The organism is Calditerricola yamamurae (assembly GCF_054654135.1).
Genome location: NZ_BAAIFH010000004.1, coordinates 432,189 through 447,500 on the forward strand (window position 1 = coordinate 432,189; position 15,312 = coordinate 447,500).

The 15,312-nt window shown below is 63.4% G+C and carries 14 protein-coding genes, 11 tRNA genes and 2 rRNA genes (1 of these 27 cut by a window edge); 2 read left to right on the forward strand and 25 right to left on the reverse strand.

The window, feature by feature from the left end; genetic code table 11:
* Positions 1-77 precede the first annotated feature (77 nt).
* Positions 78-203, forward strand: coding sequence for a cortex morphogenetic protein CmpA (gene cmpA / locus ACYQ0Z_RS03465; RefSeq protein ID WP_459865110.1), 126 nt, complete (start codon positions 78-80; stop codon positions 201-203).
* An 83-nt stretch (positions 204-286) separates the two neighbouring features.
* On the opposite strand, the gene ACYQ0Z_RS03470 is transcribed toward cmpA, so the two are convergent.
* The 7 genes from ACYQ0Z_RS03470 to ACYQ0Z_RS03500 all read right to left on the reverse strand — a co-directional run bounded on the left by ACYQ0Z_RS03470 (position 287) and on the right by ACYQ0Z_RS03500 (position 5,725).
* Entirely contained in the window at positions 287-637 is a 351-nt protein-coding gene (locus ACYQ0Z_RS03470) for a type II toxin-antitoxin system PemK/MazF family toxin (RefSeq protein WP_459864429.1), read from the reverse strand.
* Positions 638-641: 4 nt separating this feature from the next.
* A complete protein-coding gene (locus tag ACYQ0Z_RS03475) occupies positions 642-926 on the reverse strand; it encodes a CopG family ribbon-helix-helix protein (protein WP_459864431.1) in 285 nt (94 codons plus the stop codon).
* Between the two features lie 117 nt (positions 927-1,043).
* Positions 1,044-2,186, reverse strand: coding sequence for an alanine racemase (gene alr / locus ACYQ0Z_RS03480; protein WP_459864434.1), 1,143 nt, complete (start codon positions 2,184-2,186; stop codon positions 1,044-1,046).
* A gap of 12 nt (positions 2,187-2,198) precedes the next feature.
* Positions 2,199-2,627 carry a hypothetical protein gene (locus ACYQ0Z_RS03485; RefSeq protein WP_459864436.1) on the reverse strand — a complete coding sequence of 143 codons (429 nt, stop codon included), beginning with the start codon at positions 2,625-2,627 and terminating at the stop codon, positions 2,199-2,201.
* Positions 2,628-2,798: 171 nt separating this feature from the next.
* Positions 2,799-3,797, reverse strand: coding sequence for an outer membrane lipoprotein-sorting protein (locus ACYQ0Z_RS03490; RefSeq protein ID WP_459864438.1), 999 nt, complete (start codon positions 3,795-3,797; stop codon positions 2,799-2,801).
* Positions 3,798-3,841: 44 nt separating this feature from the next.
* The gene (locus tag ACYQ0Z_RS03495; RefSeq protein ID WP_459864440.1) at positions 3,842-5,422 is read right to left on the reverse strand and encodes an NAD(P)H-hydrate dehydratase; all 1,581 of its coding nucleotides are present in this window, start codon (positions 5,420-5,422) and stop codon (positions 3,842-3,844) included.
* 135 nt (positions 5,423-5,557) lie between these two features.
* Complete coding sequence (locus ACYQ0Z_RS03500) at positions 5,558-5,725, reverse strand: gamma-type small acid-soluble spore protein (RefSeq protein ID WP_459864443.1); 168 nt, start codon at positions 5,723-5,725, stop codon at positions 5,558-5,560.
* A gap of 146 nt (positions 5,726-5,871) precedes the next feature.
* Between ACYQ0Z_RS03500 and ACYQ0Z_RS03505 the strand changes: the two genes are divergently transcribed.
* Positions 5,872-6,123: a hypothetical protein gene (locus tag ACYQ0Z_RS03505; protein WP_459864445.1), complete on the forward strand. Its 252-nt coding sequence runs from the start codon at positions 5,872-5,874 to the stop codon at positions 6,121-6,123.
* Between the two features lie 82 nt (positions 6,124-6,205).
* Here the strand turns inward: ACYQ0Z_RS03505 and glmS are convergent, their stop codons facing one another.
* From glmS to ACYQ0Z_RS03595, 18 genes are all read right to left on the reverse strand, one after another.
* Positions 6,206-8,029, reverse strand: a complete 1,824-nt coding sequence (gene glmS, locus ACYQ0Z_RS03510) for a glutamine--fructose-6-phosphate transaminase (isomerizing) (protein ID WP_459864447.1) — start codon at positions 8,027-8,029, stop codon at positions 6,206-6,208.
* 440 nt (positions 8,030-8,469) lie between these two features.
* Entirely contained in the window at positions 8,470-9,810 is a 1,341-nt protein-coding gene (gene glmM, locus ACYQ0Z_RS03515; RefSeq protein WP_459864449.1) for a phosphoglucosamine mutase, read from the reverse strand.
* Between the two features lie 32 nt (positions 9,811-9,842).
* Positions 9,843-11,084: a CdaR family protein gene (locus tag ACYQ0Z_RS03520; protein ID WP_459864451.1), complete on the reverse strand. Its 1,242-nt coding sequence runs from the start codon at positions 11,082-11,084 to the stop codon at positions 9,843-9,845.
* Complete coding sequence (cdaA, locus tag ACYQ0Z_RS03525; protein WP_459865113.1) at positions 11,077-11,898, reverse strand: diadenylate cyclase CdaA; 822 nt, start codon at positions 11,896-11,898, stop codon at positions 11,077-11,079. Before cdaA ends, ACYQ0Z_RS03520 begins: the two co-directional genes overlap by 8 nt.
* Before the next feature lie 175 nt (positions 11,899-12,073).
* Positions 12,074-12,973 carry an arginase gene (gene rocF, locus ACYQ0Z_RS03530; protein WP_459864453.1) on the reverse strand — a complete coding sequence of 300 codons (900 nt, stop codon included), beginning with the start codon at positions 12,971-12,973 and terminating at the stop codon, positions 12,074-12,076.
* Positions 12,974-13,124: 151 nt separating this feature from the next.
* A tRNA-Ala gene (locus tag ACYQ0Z_RS03535) sits at positions 13,125-13,200 on the reverse strand.
* A gap of 5 nt (positions 13,201-13,205) precedes the next feature.
* Positions 13,206-13,283: transfer RNA gene (locus ACYQ0Z_RS03540), tRNA-Pro, on the reverse strand.
* A 15-nt stretch (positions 13,284-13,298) separates the two neighbouring features.
* Positions 13,299-13,375: transfer RNA gene (locus ACYQ0Z_RS03545), tRNA-Arg, on the reverse strand.
* A 6-nt stretch (positions 13,376-13,381) separates the two neighbouring features.
* Positions 13,382-13,456 (reverse strand) — tRNA-Gly (locus ACYQ0Z_RS03550).
* Between the two features lie 6 nt (positions 13,457-13,462).
* A tRNA-Lys gene (locus ACYQ0Z_RS03555) sits at positions 13,463-13,538 on the reverse strand.
* Positions 13,539-13,543: 5 nt separating this feature from the next.
* Positions 13,544-13,618: transfer RNA gene (locus tag ACYQ0Z_RS03560), tRNA-Gln, on the reverse strand.
* Positions 13,619-13,628: 10 nt separating this feature from the next.
* Positions 13,629-13,713, reverse strand: a tRNA-Tyr gene (locus ACYQ0Z_RS03565).
* 5 nt (positions 13,714-13,718) lie between these two features.
* Positions 13,719-13,794, reverse strand: a tRNA-Val gene (locus tag ACYQ0Z_RS03570).
* A gap of 3 nt (positions 13,795-13,797) precedes the next feature.
* A tRNA-Glu gene (locus tag ACYQ0Z_RS03575) sits at positions 13,798-13,873 on the reverse strand.
* A gap of 5 nt (positions 13,874-13,878) precedes the next feature.
* Positions 13,879-13,954 (reverse strand) — tRNA-Thr (locus ACYQ0Z_RS03580).
* 5 nt (positions 13,955-13,959) lie between these two features.
* Positions 13,960-14,034 (reverse strand) — tRNA-Asn (locus ACYQ0Z_RS03585).
* A gap of 7 nt (positions 14,035-14,041) precedes the next feature.
* Positions 14,042-14,158: ribosomal RNA gene (rrf, locus tag ACYQ0Z_RS03590) — 5S ribosomal RNA — on the reverse strand.
* Positions 14,159-14,258: 100 nt separating this feature from the next.
* Positions 14,259-15,312: ribosomal RNA gene (locus ACYQ0Z_RS03595) — 23S ribosomal RNA — on the reverse strand; it runs 1,911 nt beyond the window's last position.

Below are 15,312 nucleotides of genomic sequence, written 5' to 3' on the forward strand. Positions count from 1 at the left end.
AGACACGCACACCCTTGTTCCGTTCCACATAGCGTATACCACAACGGGGACGCAGGAGGGGAGGGAAAGGCGTGTCCATGCCGCTCTGGCTCCGCAAGCAGCTGATGCGCGCCTTTTTCGGCAAAGACCTGCACCAAATCCGTGTGTTAAATGAATGCTGGTTCTTTTACTGTCGATCCTCTGCCGCCCGGAAGCCACAATAGGCCTCCGGGCATACGCGTATCGGGAAAAGCGGCAGAAGGCGCGCATCCGGGATTTGTACCAACAAAAACGTATTGCCCTTGACTCAAAAATCGACCAAGCCCAGGCTAATCTGGAGCGATTCGTTTACCTTCTGCATCAGTTCGTCGTCCAAATGGGTGATCTTGTCCGTGAGCCGTTGCTTGTCGATGGTGCGGATCTGTTCGAGAAGGATGACCGAATCCTTCTCGAGACCGTAGGGTTTCGCGGGGATCTCTACGTGGGTGGGCAATTTCGCCTTTTGGATCTGCGCCGTGATGGCCGCCACAATGACCGTCGGGCTGTATTTGTTGCCGATGTCATTCTGAATGATCAGTACCGGCCGAACGCCACCCTGTTCGGAACCGACCACCGGCGATAGGTTGGCATAGAAGACATCACCGCGCTTGACAATCACCCTCTTACCCCCCGCTGACCAACCGGTCCACCACGTGTTCCGCTTCCGCTTCGGCATAAATCGCTTCCTTGGCGATTCGGAGGTTGATGCTCGCCATCTCCTGGTATCCGCGCTTGAGTGACTCGCGAATTTGCCGCTTCTTCTGCTCGTGCAGGTACAACCTCATCGCCTGCCGGAACAGCTCACTGCGGCTCTTCTTTTCCCGCTTCACGACGCCGTCCACTTCTTGAAGCAGCGTGACCGGTAGGCTGACGACGATTCGCTTGTTCGCGGTTCGGGACAACCGCATGCACCTCCAGACCCCACTGCGATGTCCGGTATGCCCATCCCCGGGTACCCTCATCGTATCACGTTTCCGGGATCCACACAAAACAGGAAGACGCCTTCCTTTCGCCACGACCCCTTCTTACGCCTCTCCCCCGCCCTCCACGTCAACGGGTACGCGCGGCACGCGTTTGCCGATCAGGGTCAGCACCTCATACGAGATGGTGTTCATCTCGCGGGAAATTTCGTCGGCATCGATGCGTTCGGCGCCTTGCGTCCCGAGCAAGACCACCTCCTCGCCGACTTGTACGTCCCAGTGGCGCGGCACGGCCACCATCGTCTGGTCCATGCACACGCGACCGACGATGGGCGCGCGACGGCCACGAACCAGCACATGACCGCGGTTGGAGCGGAGCCGTGAAAAGCCGTCGGCGTACCCGACGGGGAGCGTCAGGATACGCAGATCTTCCGTCGTCCGGTACGTCGCCCCGTAGCTGATCGGGGTTCCCGGCGGCACGTCTTTGACATGGGCAACCCGCGTTTTCCACGTAAGGGCCGGCCGCAGGGGAACCTCGCCCGTCTTCACATGCACCGAAGGGTAGTAGCCATACAGGCTGATGCCGATACGGACCAGACGATAGGCCCACCCGCGAAAACGCAAGGCCCCGGCGCTGTTCAAAAGGTGCAGCGGGGGAACGGGCAGGCCTTCCTGACTCATGCGCGTGACGAAACGGCGAAAACGGTCATGTTGCGCCACCGAAAAGGACGGATCGGCCTCGTCGGCACACGCCAGGTGGGAATAAAGCCCCTCCACGCGCAAAGCGGGAACCGCCAGCAGTTGCCGATACAGGTTAATGAGTTCCGCCTCGTCGCGCACGCCAAGACGTCCCATGCCGGTGTCCACTTTGAGGTGTACGGCCCCCCATCCCCGCCGCTCGGTCGCACGGGCCACCGCGGCCACCGTGTCGGCATCGAAGACGGTCACGGCGATCTTCCGGGCGAACGCTTCTTCAACATGCCGCCCCTCGGTCGGGCCCAGCACGAGAATGGGAGCGCCCAAACCGTTCTCACGAAGCTGGACAGCTTCGTCGAGGGTGGCCACCCCGAGCTGCGTGGCCCCCGCTTCCAAGGCGGCACGCGCCACCACCGGCGCGCCGTGGCCGTACCCGTCGGCCTTGACGACGGCCATGATCTCCACCTCAGGGGAAAATACGCGACGAAAGGCCCGAACATTGTGGCGAATGGCCGCGACATTCACTTCGCACCAAGTGGGACGATACGACATGCTTTCCCTCCCCTAGGGCCGCCGGACGTTTCGGCGAACAAGCTGCTCTTCCAGCACGTCAAGAAAGGCATCGGACACGGGAAGGGGCGTGCGCCGCCCGTCAATCCGGTAGATGAAGCGCAAGTCATACGCAGGCGCGATGGTCTCCAGGGGGATGACGCGCCGGGCGCGACGTGTCTCCACCACCAGTTCGTCCGGTGTAAGGACATATCGGGGTTGCCACCACCATTTCCAGAACAGGGGCGAAACGGCCAGCACCGCGATGGCGAGCCCAATCGCGCCGACCTTGAACGCCGTCGATCCGTACCCCACCACCTCGCCCAGGAGCACAAGACCGATCAGAAACGCCGCCGTTTCACCCCGCTTCATGACATGGTTTTTGCGGAGAAGCAAGAGGCGGTATGTCGGTCGCTCTTCCCGGAGAATGGCTCGCGGCGTCATGATCCTTCCCTCGCTGGTTTCGAGCGGACAACCCGTCGAGTGGCGCTGTGCCGTTCCGATCTCGTTTCTCTCCCCGTATCGTAACCACTGCCGGGACGGTCTGTCAACGCGCCCACCACCGCCATACAAAAGGCGGCAGGCCCCTCCTGCCGCACCAGCTGAGGACCGACGTCACTTGCCGGTGGCCCCAAACGTGGACATCGCCACGCGTACCATTTCGTCCAGCGGCAAATCGCCGGTCAGCATGTAATCCACACCGCCGTACGTCCAACGCAGCGTCCGCTTCTCCCCTTCGGACAGGACGGCAACGGTGAACCCGAGATCAATCGGCGTGCCGTATGGGAAACTGGCAGCAATGGCTTTGGGTCGCTCCTCCAAGAGATGGTAGGTGTACGTTCCCTTATACTTGAGCACCACCGTCTGACCGCCGTCAATCTCGGCCACATCCACCAGCGAAACGCCCTCCGGCTCATAGGTGGGAATGACCGCCGACAGGTTTTCCGCTGGTGCCGGCGTCGACGCGGGCACGCTGTCCAAAAGCGCGCCGGTCAGGTTGCGTTCCTTGTCAAACGCGTTTTCGTCAAAGGTGACACCCGCCCGGAAATCGCGGAACGCGACGCTGACCATTACATTGCCGTCGGCGTCCAGCACCTCGACCCGGTCCGGCGCCAGGTCTTTTCGCAGCCAGATCTTCTGGCGGACAAGGCTGCGGTTGGGGTAGTCGGCAACCACATCAAACAGATAACGATCGCCGTCGGTGGCAAACTTGCGTTCCGCGTCGTCCACAATGCTCTGCACCAGGGATTCGTACAGATAGAAGACGCGTTGATTTTCGGGCCAGTCGCTGTCAAAGCGGAAAACCTTCTTGAGCTCCGGCGTCAGAACATAAACGCCCTCATCGTTGCGCAGAATGATCTGTGTGATCTTCCGCTCCGCATTGTGCAGGAAAATGCGGTAGTAATGGGGCTTTTGGTACCACACTTCCACGTCATAGGTTTGCGGGGTCTGCCCGGTGTGCAGCTGGAGGTTGGCACGCGCTTGGTAGCTGGTAAGTTCGTTGAGCTGGTCGTTCAGATCCTCGACGACATCGGCGGCGCTTTTGGTGCCACATCCCGCAAGCCCAAGCGTGGTGAGCAGCCCGATCAGCAGGATCACAATCAGACGCCGCATGACTTCATCTCCCTTGTCTGGTTTCGACAAGAGAGGGCCCTGTGTCAATTTCCTGGGAAATATGTCTGGCGGATTGCCGACCCTTCGACAGCCAATTCCGCCATTGCCTCCGGCAGGCGCGCGATCACGTCGCGTGCCAGTGGAGCATGGGGAACCGGATCACCGGCCCTTTCCCCAGCCCGACCGTGCAGCCAGACACCGGTGAGCAGCGCGGCACGGACATCGGCGGTTTGCGCCACCAGTCCGGCCACGACGCCGGTCAGCACATCGCCGCTGCCGCCTTTCGCCAATGCGCTGGATCCCGTGGGATTGAGGTACAGCTGGCCATCGGGACAGGCGACGAGGGAATAGGCCCCTTTCAGCACCACGTATACGTGGTGTTCGCGGGCAAAGGCACGAGCCGTTTCAGGCCGCGCCGCCTCGGCCACCGTCTCCTCCCGTCCCAACAGCCGGCCCATTTCCCGCGGATGGGGTGTGACGATGGTCGGGGCTGCCCGGCGGCGAAGGAGGTGACGACTTTTGGCCAAAAAGGCCAGGGCATCGGCGTCAACCACAACCGGGCCCGGAAAGCCGAGGAGCAGGTGGGCCAGCCACGTTTCCCCTCCCGGCCATCGGCCCACGCCCGGCCCGACGGCCAGCACGGTGTACCGCCGGGGCCCCTCCTCTAGACACCGCCAGCTGTCCGGGGCGAAATGGCCGTCCTCGTCCGGCCACGCCCACACGAGAATCTCCGGGTCACGACCGGTGACGTACGGGGCGGCAGATGCCGGCACGGCCAAGGTAACCAAACCGGCGCCGCTGCGCAGGGCAGCCAGCGCCGCAAGCTGGGCGGCCCCGGGCATGGACCGGCTTCCTCCCACGACAAGGACGTGGCCGTGGGATCCCTTGTGCGAAAAGCGCGGCCGGGGCGGCCATCCGACCCGCGCGACATCGCGGGTGATGACGCGCGCCGCCACGCCGATCCGTTCGGCCAAGGCGGGAGGAATGCCAATGTCTGACACCACCAGGTCCCCGCGCAGGGCCGCAGCGGGAAACAAGAAATGGCCCCACTTGGGCGCACCAAAGGTAACGGTAACGTCAGCCCGAACCGCCTCCGGGGGCGCCTCTCCGGTGTCGGCGTTTACCCCGCTGGGCAGGTCAACGGAAACCACAATTCCCCGCCGCGGCCGGCAAGCGGCCAACACGGACAGGGCAGCCCCCACGCGTCCGCGCGGCGTTCCCCGAGCCCCGGTGCCCAACAGCGCATCCACCACAGCATCCGCCTCCCGAATCGCGTCCACCAGGGGCTCGGCACGCCCGTCCCAGACAACCACCTCGACCCCGGACCCTCGAAGGGCTCGCCACATGAGGACCGCATCGCCGCCAATCCGCCCCTCTTCCCCGGCCAACCAGACGGCCACGTCATAGCCGGCACCGGCCAGATGCCGTGCCGCCACAAACCCGTCGCCGCCGTTGGCCCCGTGTCCGCAGAGGACGAGCACGCGCCCCGGTGCGGCCACACGCTCCGCCACAACCCGCGCCACCGCCGCCCCCGCGCTCTCCATCAACACGGCGCTCGGCAATCCCGCCTCCTCCGTAAACACTTGCTCCATCAAACGCATCTCCTTTGCCGTGACCAAGTACACAGGTGTCCCTCCCGCTGCCCTACATGTGTATGTCCACGCAGCGCCCCGTATGCAGACGGGCTCCTATTCGTTTTTATACATGAAAAACCGGGACAGCGGCGTCCCGGTTTTCGGCCCAGCACAACCCATGCATCGTTACTGCATTTGTTGGCTTTGGCCTTGTTGGGAGGCTTGGTTTTGCTGGCGAACCTGCTGCACGTCCGTCGCGGAATACTGCGCGTCTTGGCTGTTGCCTTGAGCGGACGCTTGGTTTTGCTGACGGACGCGGTCAACGTTGGTGCCAGCCGGCGATTTTTTCGCCATGTCACTCACCTCCGCTCCTAGTGTGCACCCCCCTTCGGAAGGGCATACTGGTAATGGCTGTTTGCCCTCCGCGCCGCAAACGGCACACCTCGCGATCGCATGCGCCAAGGAACGGCAAAGCGGAGCATCGAAAGGGGGGAGCAAGCATGGCAGACGAACGCGCCGAGCGGGGCGGGCCATCGCTGAACGAGGGAGCCTGCCCGAACGAAACCGGTTCGCTGGGCGCGGAAGCCGCGCCGGCAAATTCCACCTCGGGGCCGCAGGCCAACCGTCCAAATCAAGGGACACCGACCCCGTCCGAACCCCAGGTACACGCGGGTACCGACGGCCCATCGGCGGGCGAGGCGGCCGTTGAGGTAAACCGGTACGTGGACAACTGCGATATGGGATGGTGCTAAGAACGCCAACACCCCTGCCCGGTTTCCCCGGGCAGGGGTGCGCATTGTCCGCGTCCACACGCAACGCGAGACGACGATCCCATTACTCTACCGTCACGCTCTTGGCCAGGTTGCGCGGCTTGTCGACATCCAGGCCGCGCGCCACCGCGGCATGGTACGCGAACAGCTGCAGCGGTACGACAGTCAGCACCGGCATCAAAAGCGGATCCGTCGGCGGGAGCAGGATCAGGTCATCCACCGTCTTGGCCAGCTCCGCCTCGCCGGCCATCCCCAGGGCAATGACGCGCGCCCCGCGGGCCTTTACTTCCGTGATGTTGCTGATCATTTTGTCCAGCAGGTCAGGCTGCGTGGCCAGGGCAACGACCGGTACGCCGTCTTCGATGAGCGCCAGGGTCCCGTGCTTCAGCTCTCCGGCGGCGTAAGCTTCAGAGTGGATGTAGGAGATCTCTTTCAACTTGAGCGAAGCTTCCAGCGCCACGGCGTAGTCGAGGCCGCGCCCGATGAAGAACAGGCTGGTAGCGGCGGCAATCGACTCGGCGTGCCCTTTCATCGTGTCGGCCAGCCCCAGCACCGCCTCGACCTTTTCGGGAAGCGCGGTTAGCGCGGCGATCAGACGCGCACGTTCGGCATCCGGCAGCGTTCCGCGAATCTGCGCCAGGTAGAGGGCAAAGAGGTACAACACGACCAGCTGTGCGGTGTACGCCTTCGTCGAGGCCACGGCGATTTCCGGTCCCGCCCAGGTGAACAGCACGTCATCGGCCTCGCGGGCCACCGAGCTGCCGACCACGTTGACAATGCCCAGCACCTTGGCCCCACGCCGCCGGCTTTCGCGCAGGGCAGCCAGCGTGTCGGCCGTCTCGCCCGACTGGCTGATGACGATCACCAAGGTCGTTTCGGTCAGCAGCGGGTCGCGGTATCGGTACTCCGAGGCCACCTCGACGTCGACCGGCACGCGCGCCAGCCGTTCGATGACCGCCTTGCCGACCAGACCCGCGTGGTAGGCCGTGCCGCAGGCGACGATATGGATCTTCTCCACGGCCGCCAGCTCGGCCGCACGGAGTTTCAGGTCAGGGAACACCACGCGATCGCCCTCGATGCGACCGCTCAGCGTGTCGCGGATGGCCTTGGGCTGCTCGTGGATCTCCTTCAGCATGAAGTGGGCATAGCCTTCTTTCTCCGCCTGGGCCAGGTCCCACGTGACGCGGAACACGTCGCGTTTCACCGGCGTCCCGTCCGTTTTGGTAATCGTCACGCCGTCTTTCGTCAACACGGCCATCTCGCCGTTTTCCAGGATGTATACGTCGCGCGTGTGCTCCAGCAACGCGGGAATGTCCGAGGCGACGAATTGCTCGCCCTCTCCCACGCCGATGACCAGCGGGCTGGCCTGGCGCACGACGACCAGCTTGTCAGGCTCGTCGCGGCATACGATGGCCAGGGCATACGCCCCTTTCATCTCCGCCACCGCCCGCCGTACCGTGCTCACAAAATCGCCGTCGTAGAGATCGGCCAAAAGGTGGGCGATGGTCTCCGTGTCCGTCTCCGAGGCGAAGCGGTAGCCCTTGGCCATGAGCCGCTCGCGCAGAATCTGGTAGTTTTCGATGATGCCGTTGTGCACAACCGCAAAGCGCCCCTCCGCATCGGTGTGCGGGTGGGCGTTTTCGTCTGTCGGCCGACCGTGTGTCGCCCAGCGCGTGTGGCCAATGCCGAGTGTACCCGACAGCGGCACGGCAGCCAGCTTTTCCTCGAGGGCCGCCAGCCGACCGGCCGTCTTCTGCACGCGCAGCGCCGTCCCGTCAAATACGCAAATACCCGCCGAGTCGTACCCGCGGTACTCCAGCTTGCGCAGCCCCTCCACCAGAATCGGCTGCGCCTGTCGTGATCCGATATAGCCCACAATGCCGCACATGTCTTTCCGTATCCCCCTTTGTCAGACGGGGGCTACGGCCCGTCGCGCGGATGTGCACGGGGGCCATCGCCCCCGTCGCACCGCTGGTGTGGTCATCCTTGCGCGCGGCGTTGGCGTCCCGTGGCAAACGCCGCACCTGCTACCGTGCGGGCGCCTTGTCCGGAGAGTCGCCTCCCCGTTTTCGGCGCACCGCTTGCGGTGCCGGTAGCGCACCGGGAGGCATCCGCCGACTGCTCGATGCTCCTCCTCCTCGTCCACTGCCGCAACGGCGTTCCGCGGCAGTGCTGGCGCTTTCCGTCGAAAACCCACTGCCCTCCTTTCCTGGTGAGTGCCGGGGATTTCCCCACGCGTCCTATCCTACCATAGGAAACGCCGATCCGTCTAGGATCGGCGTGCTGCAGGATATGCCATGCCCCGGCAAAACGTTCCGGCTTCTCGCGTCACCCCAGCTCGCGCTGCAGGGTATCGGCAATGTGTTCGGCCCATGCTTGAATCGTCTCCTCGTCCGGCCCTTCCACCATCACGCGCACCAGGGGCTCGGTGCCCGAGGGACGAACCAGCACCCGGCCGCTTTCCCCCAACGCCGCTTCGGCTTCACGGATGGCGGCCTGGACGGCGGCGTTGTCGGCCCAGGCGTGCTTGTTGGCGACCCGCACGTTGCGGAGAACCTGAGGATACTTGTGCATCAGGGAGGCCAGCTTGCTGAGGGGCTTGCCCGACGACGCCACCACGCTGGTCAGCTGCAGCGCGGTCAGCAGGCCATCTCCCGTTGTGGTGTAATCCAGGAGGATGATGTGGCCGGATTGCTCACCGCCCAAATTGTATCCGCCCTTGCGCATCGCCTCCATGACGTGGCGATCGCCGACGGCCGTCACCTCGACGCGCAGCCCCAGTTCCTTCAGGGCGCGATGGAACCCGATGTTGCTCATCACTGTGGCCACAACGGCATCGCCCTTTAGCGCGCCGCGCTCCTTGAGGACCTTGGCCAAGATGGCCATGATGAAATCGCCGTCGACGACGTTGCCCTTCTCGTCCACCGCAATTAAGCGGTCGGCATCGCCGTCGAAGGCCAAGCCCAAATCGGCCTTCTGGCGCACCACCTCTTCTTGCAGCCGCTCCGGATGGGTGGAACCGCAGCCGTCGTTGATGTTGACGCCGTTGGGCGTGGCCGCGATGGTCACCACCTCGGCACCCAAATCGACAAACAACTGGGGCGCGAGGAACGACGCCGCCCCGTTGGCGCAATCCAAGACGATCCGCAGCCCTTCGAAACGGGTGTTCACCGTCGTCTTCAAATACTGCAGGTATTTCTGGCCACCCTGCAAGAAGTCTTCCACGCGGCCAACGTCACCGCTGACCGGGCGCGGCAAGCGGTCCTCGGGTTCATCGAGGAGCCGCTCGATGGCTGCCTCCAACTCGTCCGACAGCTTAAACCCGTCGGCGCCGAAAAACTTGATCCCGTTGTCGGCCACCGGATTGTGCGAGGCGGAGATGACGATGCCGGCATCGGCCCCGAGCGCCCGCGTCAGGTAAGCCACGCCCGGCGTGGGGATTACCCCCAGGCGAATCACCTCCGCGCCGATCGACAAGAGCCCGGCCACCAGCGCCGCCTCCAGCATCTGCCCCGAGATGCGCGGATCGCGCCCGATCACCACTTTCGGCTTTTTGGTGTCCCTGGTCAGCACGTGGGCGCCGCAGCGGCCAATGCGAAAGGCCAGTTCCGGCGTCAGCTCCCGGTTGGCCACACCCCGCACCCCGTCAGTCCCGAAGTATTTGCCCATAGCCTATCCCCCTTTACCGTAGCTCGTGCGTTTTACAATCCCGTCCTCCGGTCCTCTGCAGGTTCAACGCGCACCGTCACCGGGGGGAGGGGATCGACGCGGAGAGCGCGCTCATCGGGGAGCGTCACCCGTGGAACGACACGGTGTCGACCGGGGGCCAGCGCCCCGGCGTCCACCGTTGCCCGCAAGGTCGACTCCGACACCTTGGCCACGGCGTCTGGCTCTCCCCGCACCACCACCGTCACGTTCCCGTCCGCCGGCTCCACCACCGTCACGCGCGTCCCCTTTGCACCGGTCACCGTCACCGGCACCTGCAGCGTGCGCGTCGCTTCGGGAACGATCTCCACGCGCACCGCCACGGTGTCCGGCGTCCCGGACACGCCGGGCGGGAAGGAGAGGCGCTGGTAAAGGGTAAAGGATGCCGTTCGATTGCCGACGTCCACCGGCGGGGTGGTCAAGGCGGAAAGGTTCCGCAATGCGGCCGCGGGTCCGTACACCCGCACGTGCTCGGGGACAACGCGGACCTCGGCAACCACATAACCGGCAGCCGGCGCCCCTTCGAGGGAACCCGGGCGAACGGGGACGACCGTACCCGTAGGACGAATGGGCACCGTTACCGTAACCGTCTGGGGTTGACGCTCCACGTCGACAATGTCACCCCTCGTGTCGACCAGGTGCACCCCCACGCGTTTCTCCACCGATTCCGCAGCCCCGGAGACGTCCACATACACCTGCGCATGGGTAAGCCGTTCGATGAGGGATTTCGGTCCCGACACCGTCACCGCTGTCGGTCGAACCGTGGGCGTGTCCGCGACAAATCCTTCAGCCGGTTTCCCGGTGACGTGGACGGCGACCGGCACGGTTCGCTGTCGCTTCTCTTCAATCGCCACCCACACGTGATCCGGCCATGCCGTCACCCGCACCGCCTCCGGCACGCCGCTGACGCGCACCGGAACGCGATGGGTGCCCGGGGACAGGTTGTGGACATCGACGTACGCTTCGAAGCGATCCGTGGCAAGGAGCGGATCGAGCAAGAGCCACCGCGGACCGCTCAGGCGCACTTCCACCTGTCTTTGTTCAATGGAGGAAAGGTACGCCGTATCGGACAGGCCGCGCACCCTGAGCTCCTTGACCAAAACGCGCGTGGACTCCGTGGAGGTTCCGGGCACGTCACCGCTGCCCGTCTCGCCCATGTGGACAACCCCCCACAACATGACGGCCATCAACAAGGCGACCACTTTGGCCACGAGGTTGTTGTTCAGCCATTTATCCATGGCGACGCACCTTCCAGGGCCACAGGCGGTACCCGTTGCGCACCGGGCGCTGGGGCGGCACGAGGTGCTGCTCCAGCATCGCACGAAGCGTCTCGTCGTTCAAATCGCGCCACATTTCGCCGTTCATCGCCAGCGAAATGCGGCCCGTCTCCTCCGACACGACGACCGAGAGGACATCGGCCGTTTCGGAAATGCCGAGCGCTGCACGATGCCGCGTGCCGAGCTCCTTCCCGATAAACGGATTGTCGGAAAGGGGCAGGTAACATCCCGCGGCGAGGATCGTCTCCCCTTGAATCACGACCGCCCCATCGTGCAGCGGCGTGTTGGGGGTGAACAGGTTGATGAGCAACTCGGACGACACGCGTCCGCCGATCGGCGTTCCCGTTTCCACCACATCTTCCAAGCCGGTCGACCGGCTGATGACGATAAGGGCCCCGATCCGCCGCTTGGCCATGTACGTGACCGCTTTGCTCACTTCCGCCACCATGCGCCGCGCCGTTTCCTGGGGAGTTTGCAGCGCGCGGGTGAACAACCGGCCGCGCCCGAGCTGCTCGAGCGCACGACGCAGCTCGGGCTGAAAGATGATGAGGATGGCCAGGACCCCGTAGGTAAACGCTTGCGACATCAACCACTGCAGGGTGCGCAGCTCAAAATACGTGCTCAGCACCCAAACGCCTACGATCATGAGAAACCCCTTGAGCAATTGGATGGCCCGCGTGCCGCGCAAAAACACGATCAATTTGTACAGCACGTAGGCAACGAGGAGAATGTCGACCACATCGTTCAGCGACCCCGCAATCCGCCCCCAGTTGATCACCGTTGTTCACCCGCTTTTCGCTTGCAAATCCCGTTGCCAACGTTAGTGTATCACAAACGCGTAAAAAGGCCCATCGCGGCGGGGTTTCCGCCGCGATAGGCCGTTGCGCTTCCGTGCGGGGAAAAGGGAACGCCCTTGCCCGCCCCGTTCGACCAGTGGCCTGTCGGTGCGCCTAAAGCAACGTTTCGCCAAATGCCGATCCGATGAGGGCTACAGCAACCTTGGCCGTGCGGTTCTCCACGTCGAGAATGGGGTTAACCTCCACCACCTCCGCCGAGACCAGCACACCTGCCTCGGCCAGCATTTCCATGGCCAAATGGCTCTCGCGGTATGTCAGGCCCCCGACCACCGGCGTCCCGACCCCCGGCGCATCGTGGGGGTCAACGGCATCGAGATCCAGGCTGAGGTGGACGCCATCGGTGCCATTTGTCACGATGGCCAGGGCTTCCTCCATGACGCGGGTCATGCCCAGGCGGTCGATCTCGTGCATGGTGAAGACGCGCAGGCCAATGCGTTTGATCAGCTCCCGCTCCCCAGGATCCAGATCGCGCGCGCCGACGATGACCACGTTTTCAGGGCGAATCTTGGGAGCAAAGCCGCCGATGTGCACGAGATCCTCATGGCCATAGCCAAGTGATACGGCCAGCGGCATCCCGTGGATGTTCCCCGATGGCGACGTTTCAGCGGTGTTGAGGTCGCCATGGGCATCGAACCAGAGCACACCCAAATTGCGGTAACGCTCCGCCACGCCCGCGATCGTCCCGATGGCGATGCTGTGATCACCCCCCAGCACGAGGGGGATGTATCCCGTACGAACCTTTTCCGACACCACGGCGGCAAGGTTGCGGTTGACTTCCACGACTTCCGGCAAATACTTCAGGTTTCGATCCTGACCAACCATGCGGCTCGGACGCGGTACGTGCAGGTCCCCGATATCATCCACCTGAAAGCCCAGCCGGGTGAGGCGCTCGATGACACCGGCATAGCGAATGGCGCTGGGGCCCATGTCCACCCCCCGCCGGTCGGCACCAAGGTCCATCGGCACACCAATAAGTGCGATCTTCCGGCTCATGTTGCACCCGTCCTTTCCAGCGGCTTTGCCCCTATTCTAGTGGGGTGCACCGTGGTGACTCAACTCAACAAATTCCTGCATATCTATGCCGCATAAGGCCACAAAAAAGCGAAGAGCCCTCGGGATGTCCCGAAGGCTCTTCGGCGAGAGATGGTGGAGCTGAGCGGGCTCGAACCGCCGACCTCCAGAGTGCGATTCTGGCGCTCTCCCAACTGAGCTACAGCCCCACGCATGGTCGGGGTAGAGGGATTCGAACCCCCGGCCTCTTCGTCCCGAACGAAGCGCTCTAGCCAAGCTGAGCTATACCCCGACCAGAAGAGAGAAGTGGTGCGCCCGGAGAGATTCGAACTCCCGACCTTCTGATTCGTAGTCAGACGCTCTATCCAACTGAGCTACGGGCGCATGAGATGGAGCGGAAGACGGGATTCGAACCCGCGACCCCCGCCTTGGCAAGGCGGTGCTCTACCACTGAGCCACTTCCGCTTGGAATGGTGAGCCGTGCAGGACTCGAACCTGCGACACCCTGATTAAAAGTCAGGTGCTCTACCAACTGAGCTAACGGCTCACGGTTGGCTGGGGCGGTAGGATTCGAACCTACGCATCACGGAGTCAAAGTCCGTTGCCTTACCGCTTGGCTACGCCCCAGCGAAACCAGTGGTGGAGGGGGTAGGATTCGAACCTACGAAGGCAACGCCAGCAGATTTACAGTCTGCCCCGTTTGGCCACTTCGGTACCCCTCCAAGGATGGTGGACGGTGACGGGATCGAACCGCCGACCTCTTGCGTGTGAAGCAAGCGCTCTCCCAACTGAGCTAACCGTCCACGTGGTGACCCGTAGGGGATTCGAACCCCTGCATGCCAGATTGAAAATCTGGTGCGTTAACCACTTCGCCAACGGGCCACGACTGGAGCTCCCAACCGGACTTGAACCGGTGACCTCTTCCTTACCATGGAAGCGCTCTACCAACTGAGCTATGGGAGCAGGAATGGCTCCGCAGGCAGGATTCGAACCTGCAACCTACCGGTTAACAGCCGGCCGCTCTACCGTTGAGCTACTGCGGAACGTCGTGCCTGGCGACGACCTACTCTCCCAGGGGCTCGCGCCCCAAGTACCATCGGCGCTGGAGGGCTTAACTTCCGTGTTCGGGATGGGAACGGGTGTGTCCCCTCCGCTATCGTCACCAGACACCAATTATTTTATAACATCAGGTTCGATTTTGCAAGAGGAATTTTCTATTCGTCGGGTGCGGTTGCACCCTGAAAACCGGACCGCGGGGTGTGGGGAGTGGGTTAAGCCCTCGACCGATTCGGACCCGTCGGCTGAACGCGTTACCGCGCTTACACCTCGGGCCGATCGACCTCGTCATCTCCGAGGGGTCTTACCCGGTTAACCCGGTGGGAAATCTGATCTTGAGGGGGGCTTCGCGCTTAGATGCTTTCAGCGCTTATCCCGGCCGCACATGGCTACCCAGCGGTGCCCCTGGCGGGACAACTGGTACACCAGCGGTGCGTCCACCCCGGTCCTCTCGTACTAGGGGCAGCTCCTCTCAGATTTCCTGCGCCCGCGACAGATAGGGACCGAACTGTCTCACGACGTTCTGAACCCAGCTCACGTGCCGCTTTAATGGGCGAACAGCCCAACCCTTGGGACCGACTTCAGCCCCAGGATGCGACGAGCCGACATCGAGGTGCCAAACCTCCCCGTCGATGTGGACTCTTGGGGGAGATCAGCCTGTTATCCCCGGGGTAGCTTTTATCCGTTGAGCGATGGCCCTTCCACGCGGGACCACCGGATCACTAAGCCCGACTTTCGTCCCTGCTCGACCTGTCGGTCTTGCAGTCAGGCTCCCTTCTGCCTTTGCACTCGACGCGCGATTTCCGACCGCGCTGAGGGAACCTTTGGGCGCCTCCGTTACCGTTTAGGAGGCGACCGCCCCAGTCAAACTGCCCGCCTGACACTGTTCCCCGACCGGGTGACGGTCGCGGGTTAGAATTTCGGTACGGCCAGGGTGGTATCCCACCGGCGCCTCCGCCAGGCCTGGCGGCCTGGGTTCGCAGGCTCCCACCTATCCTGTACAGGCCGCACCAAAATTCAATATCAGGCTGCAGTAAAGCTCCACGGGGTCTTGCCGTCTAGTCGCGGGTAACCTGCATCTTCACAGGTACTACGATTTCACCGGATCCCTCGCCGAGACAGTGCCCAAGTCGTTACGCCTTTCGTGCGGGTCGGAACTTACCCGACAAGGAATTTCGCTACCTTAGGACCGTTATAGTTACGGCCGCCGTTTACTGGGGCTTCGGTTCAGGGCTTCGCGCCGAAAGGCGCTCACCCTTCCCCTT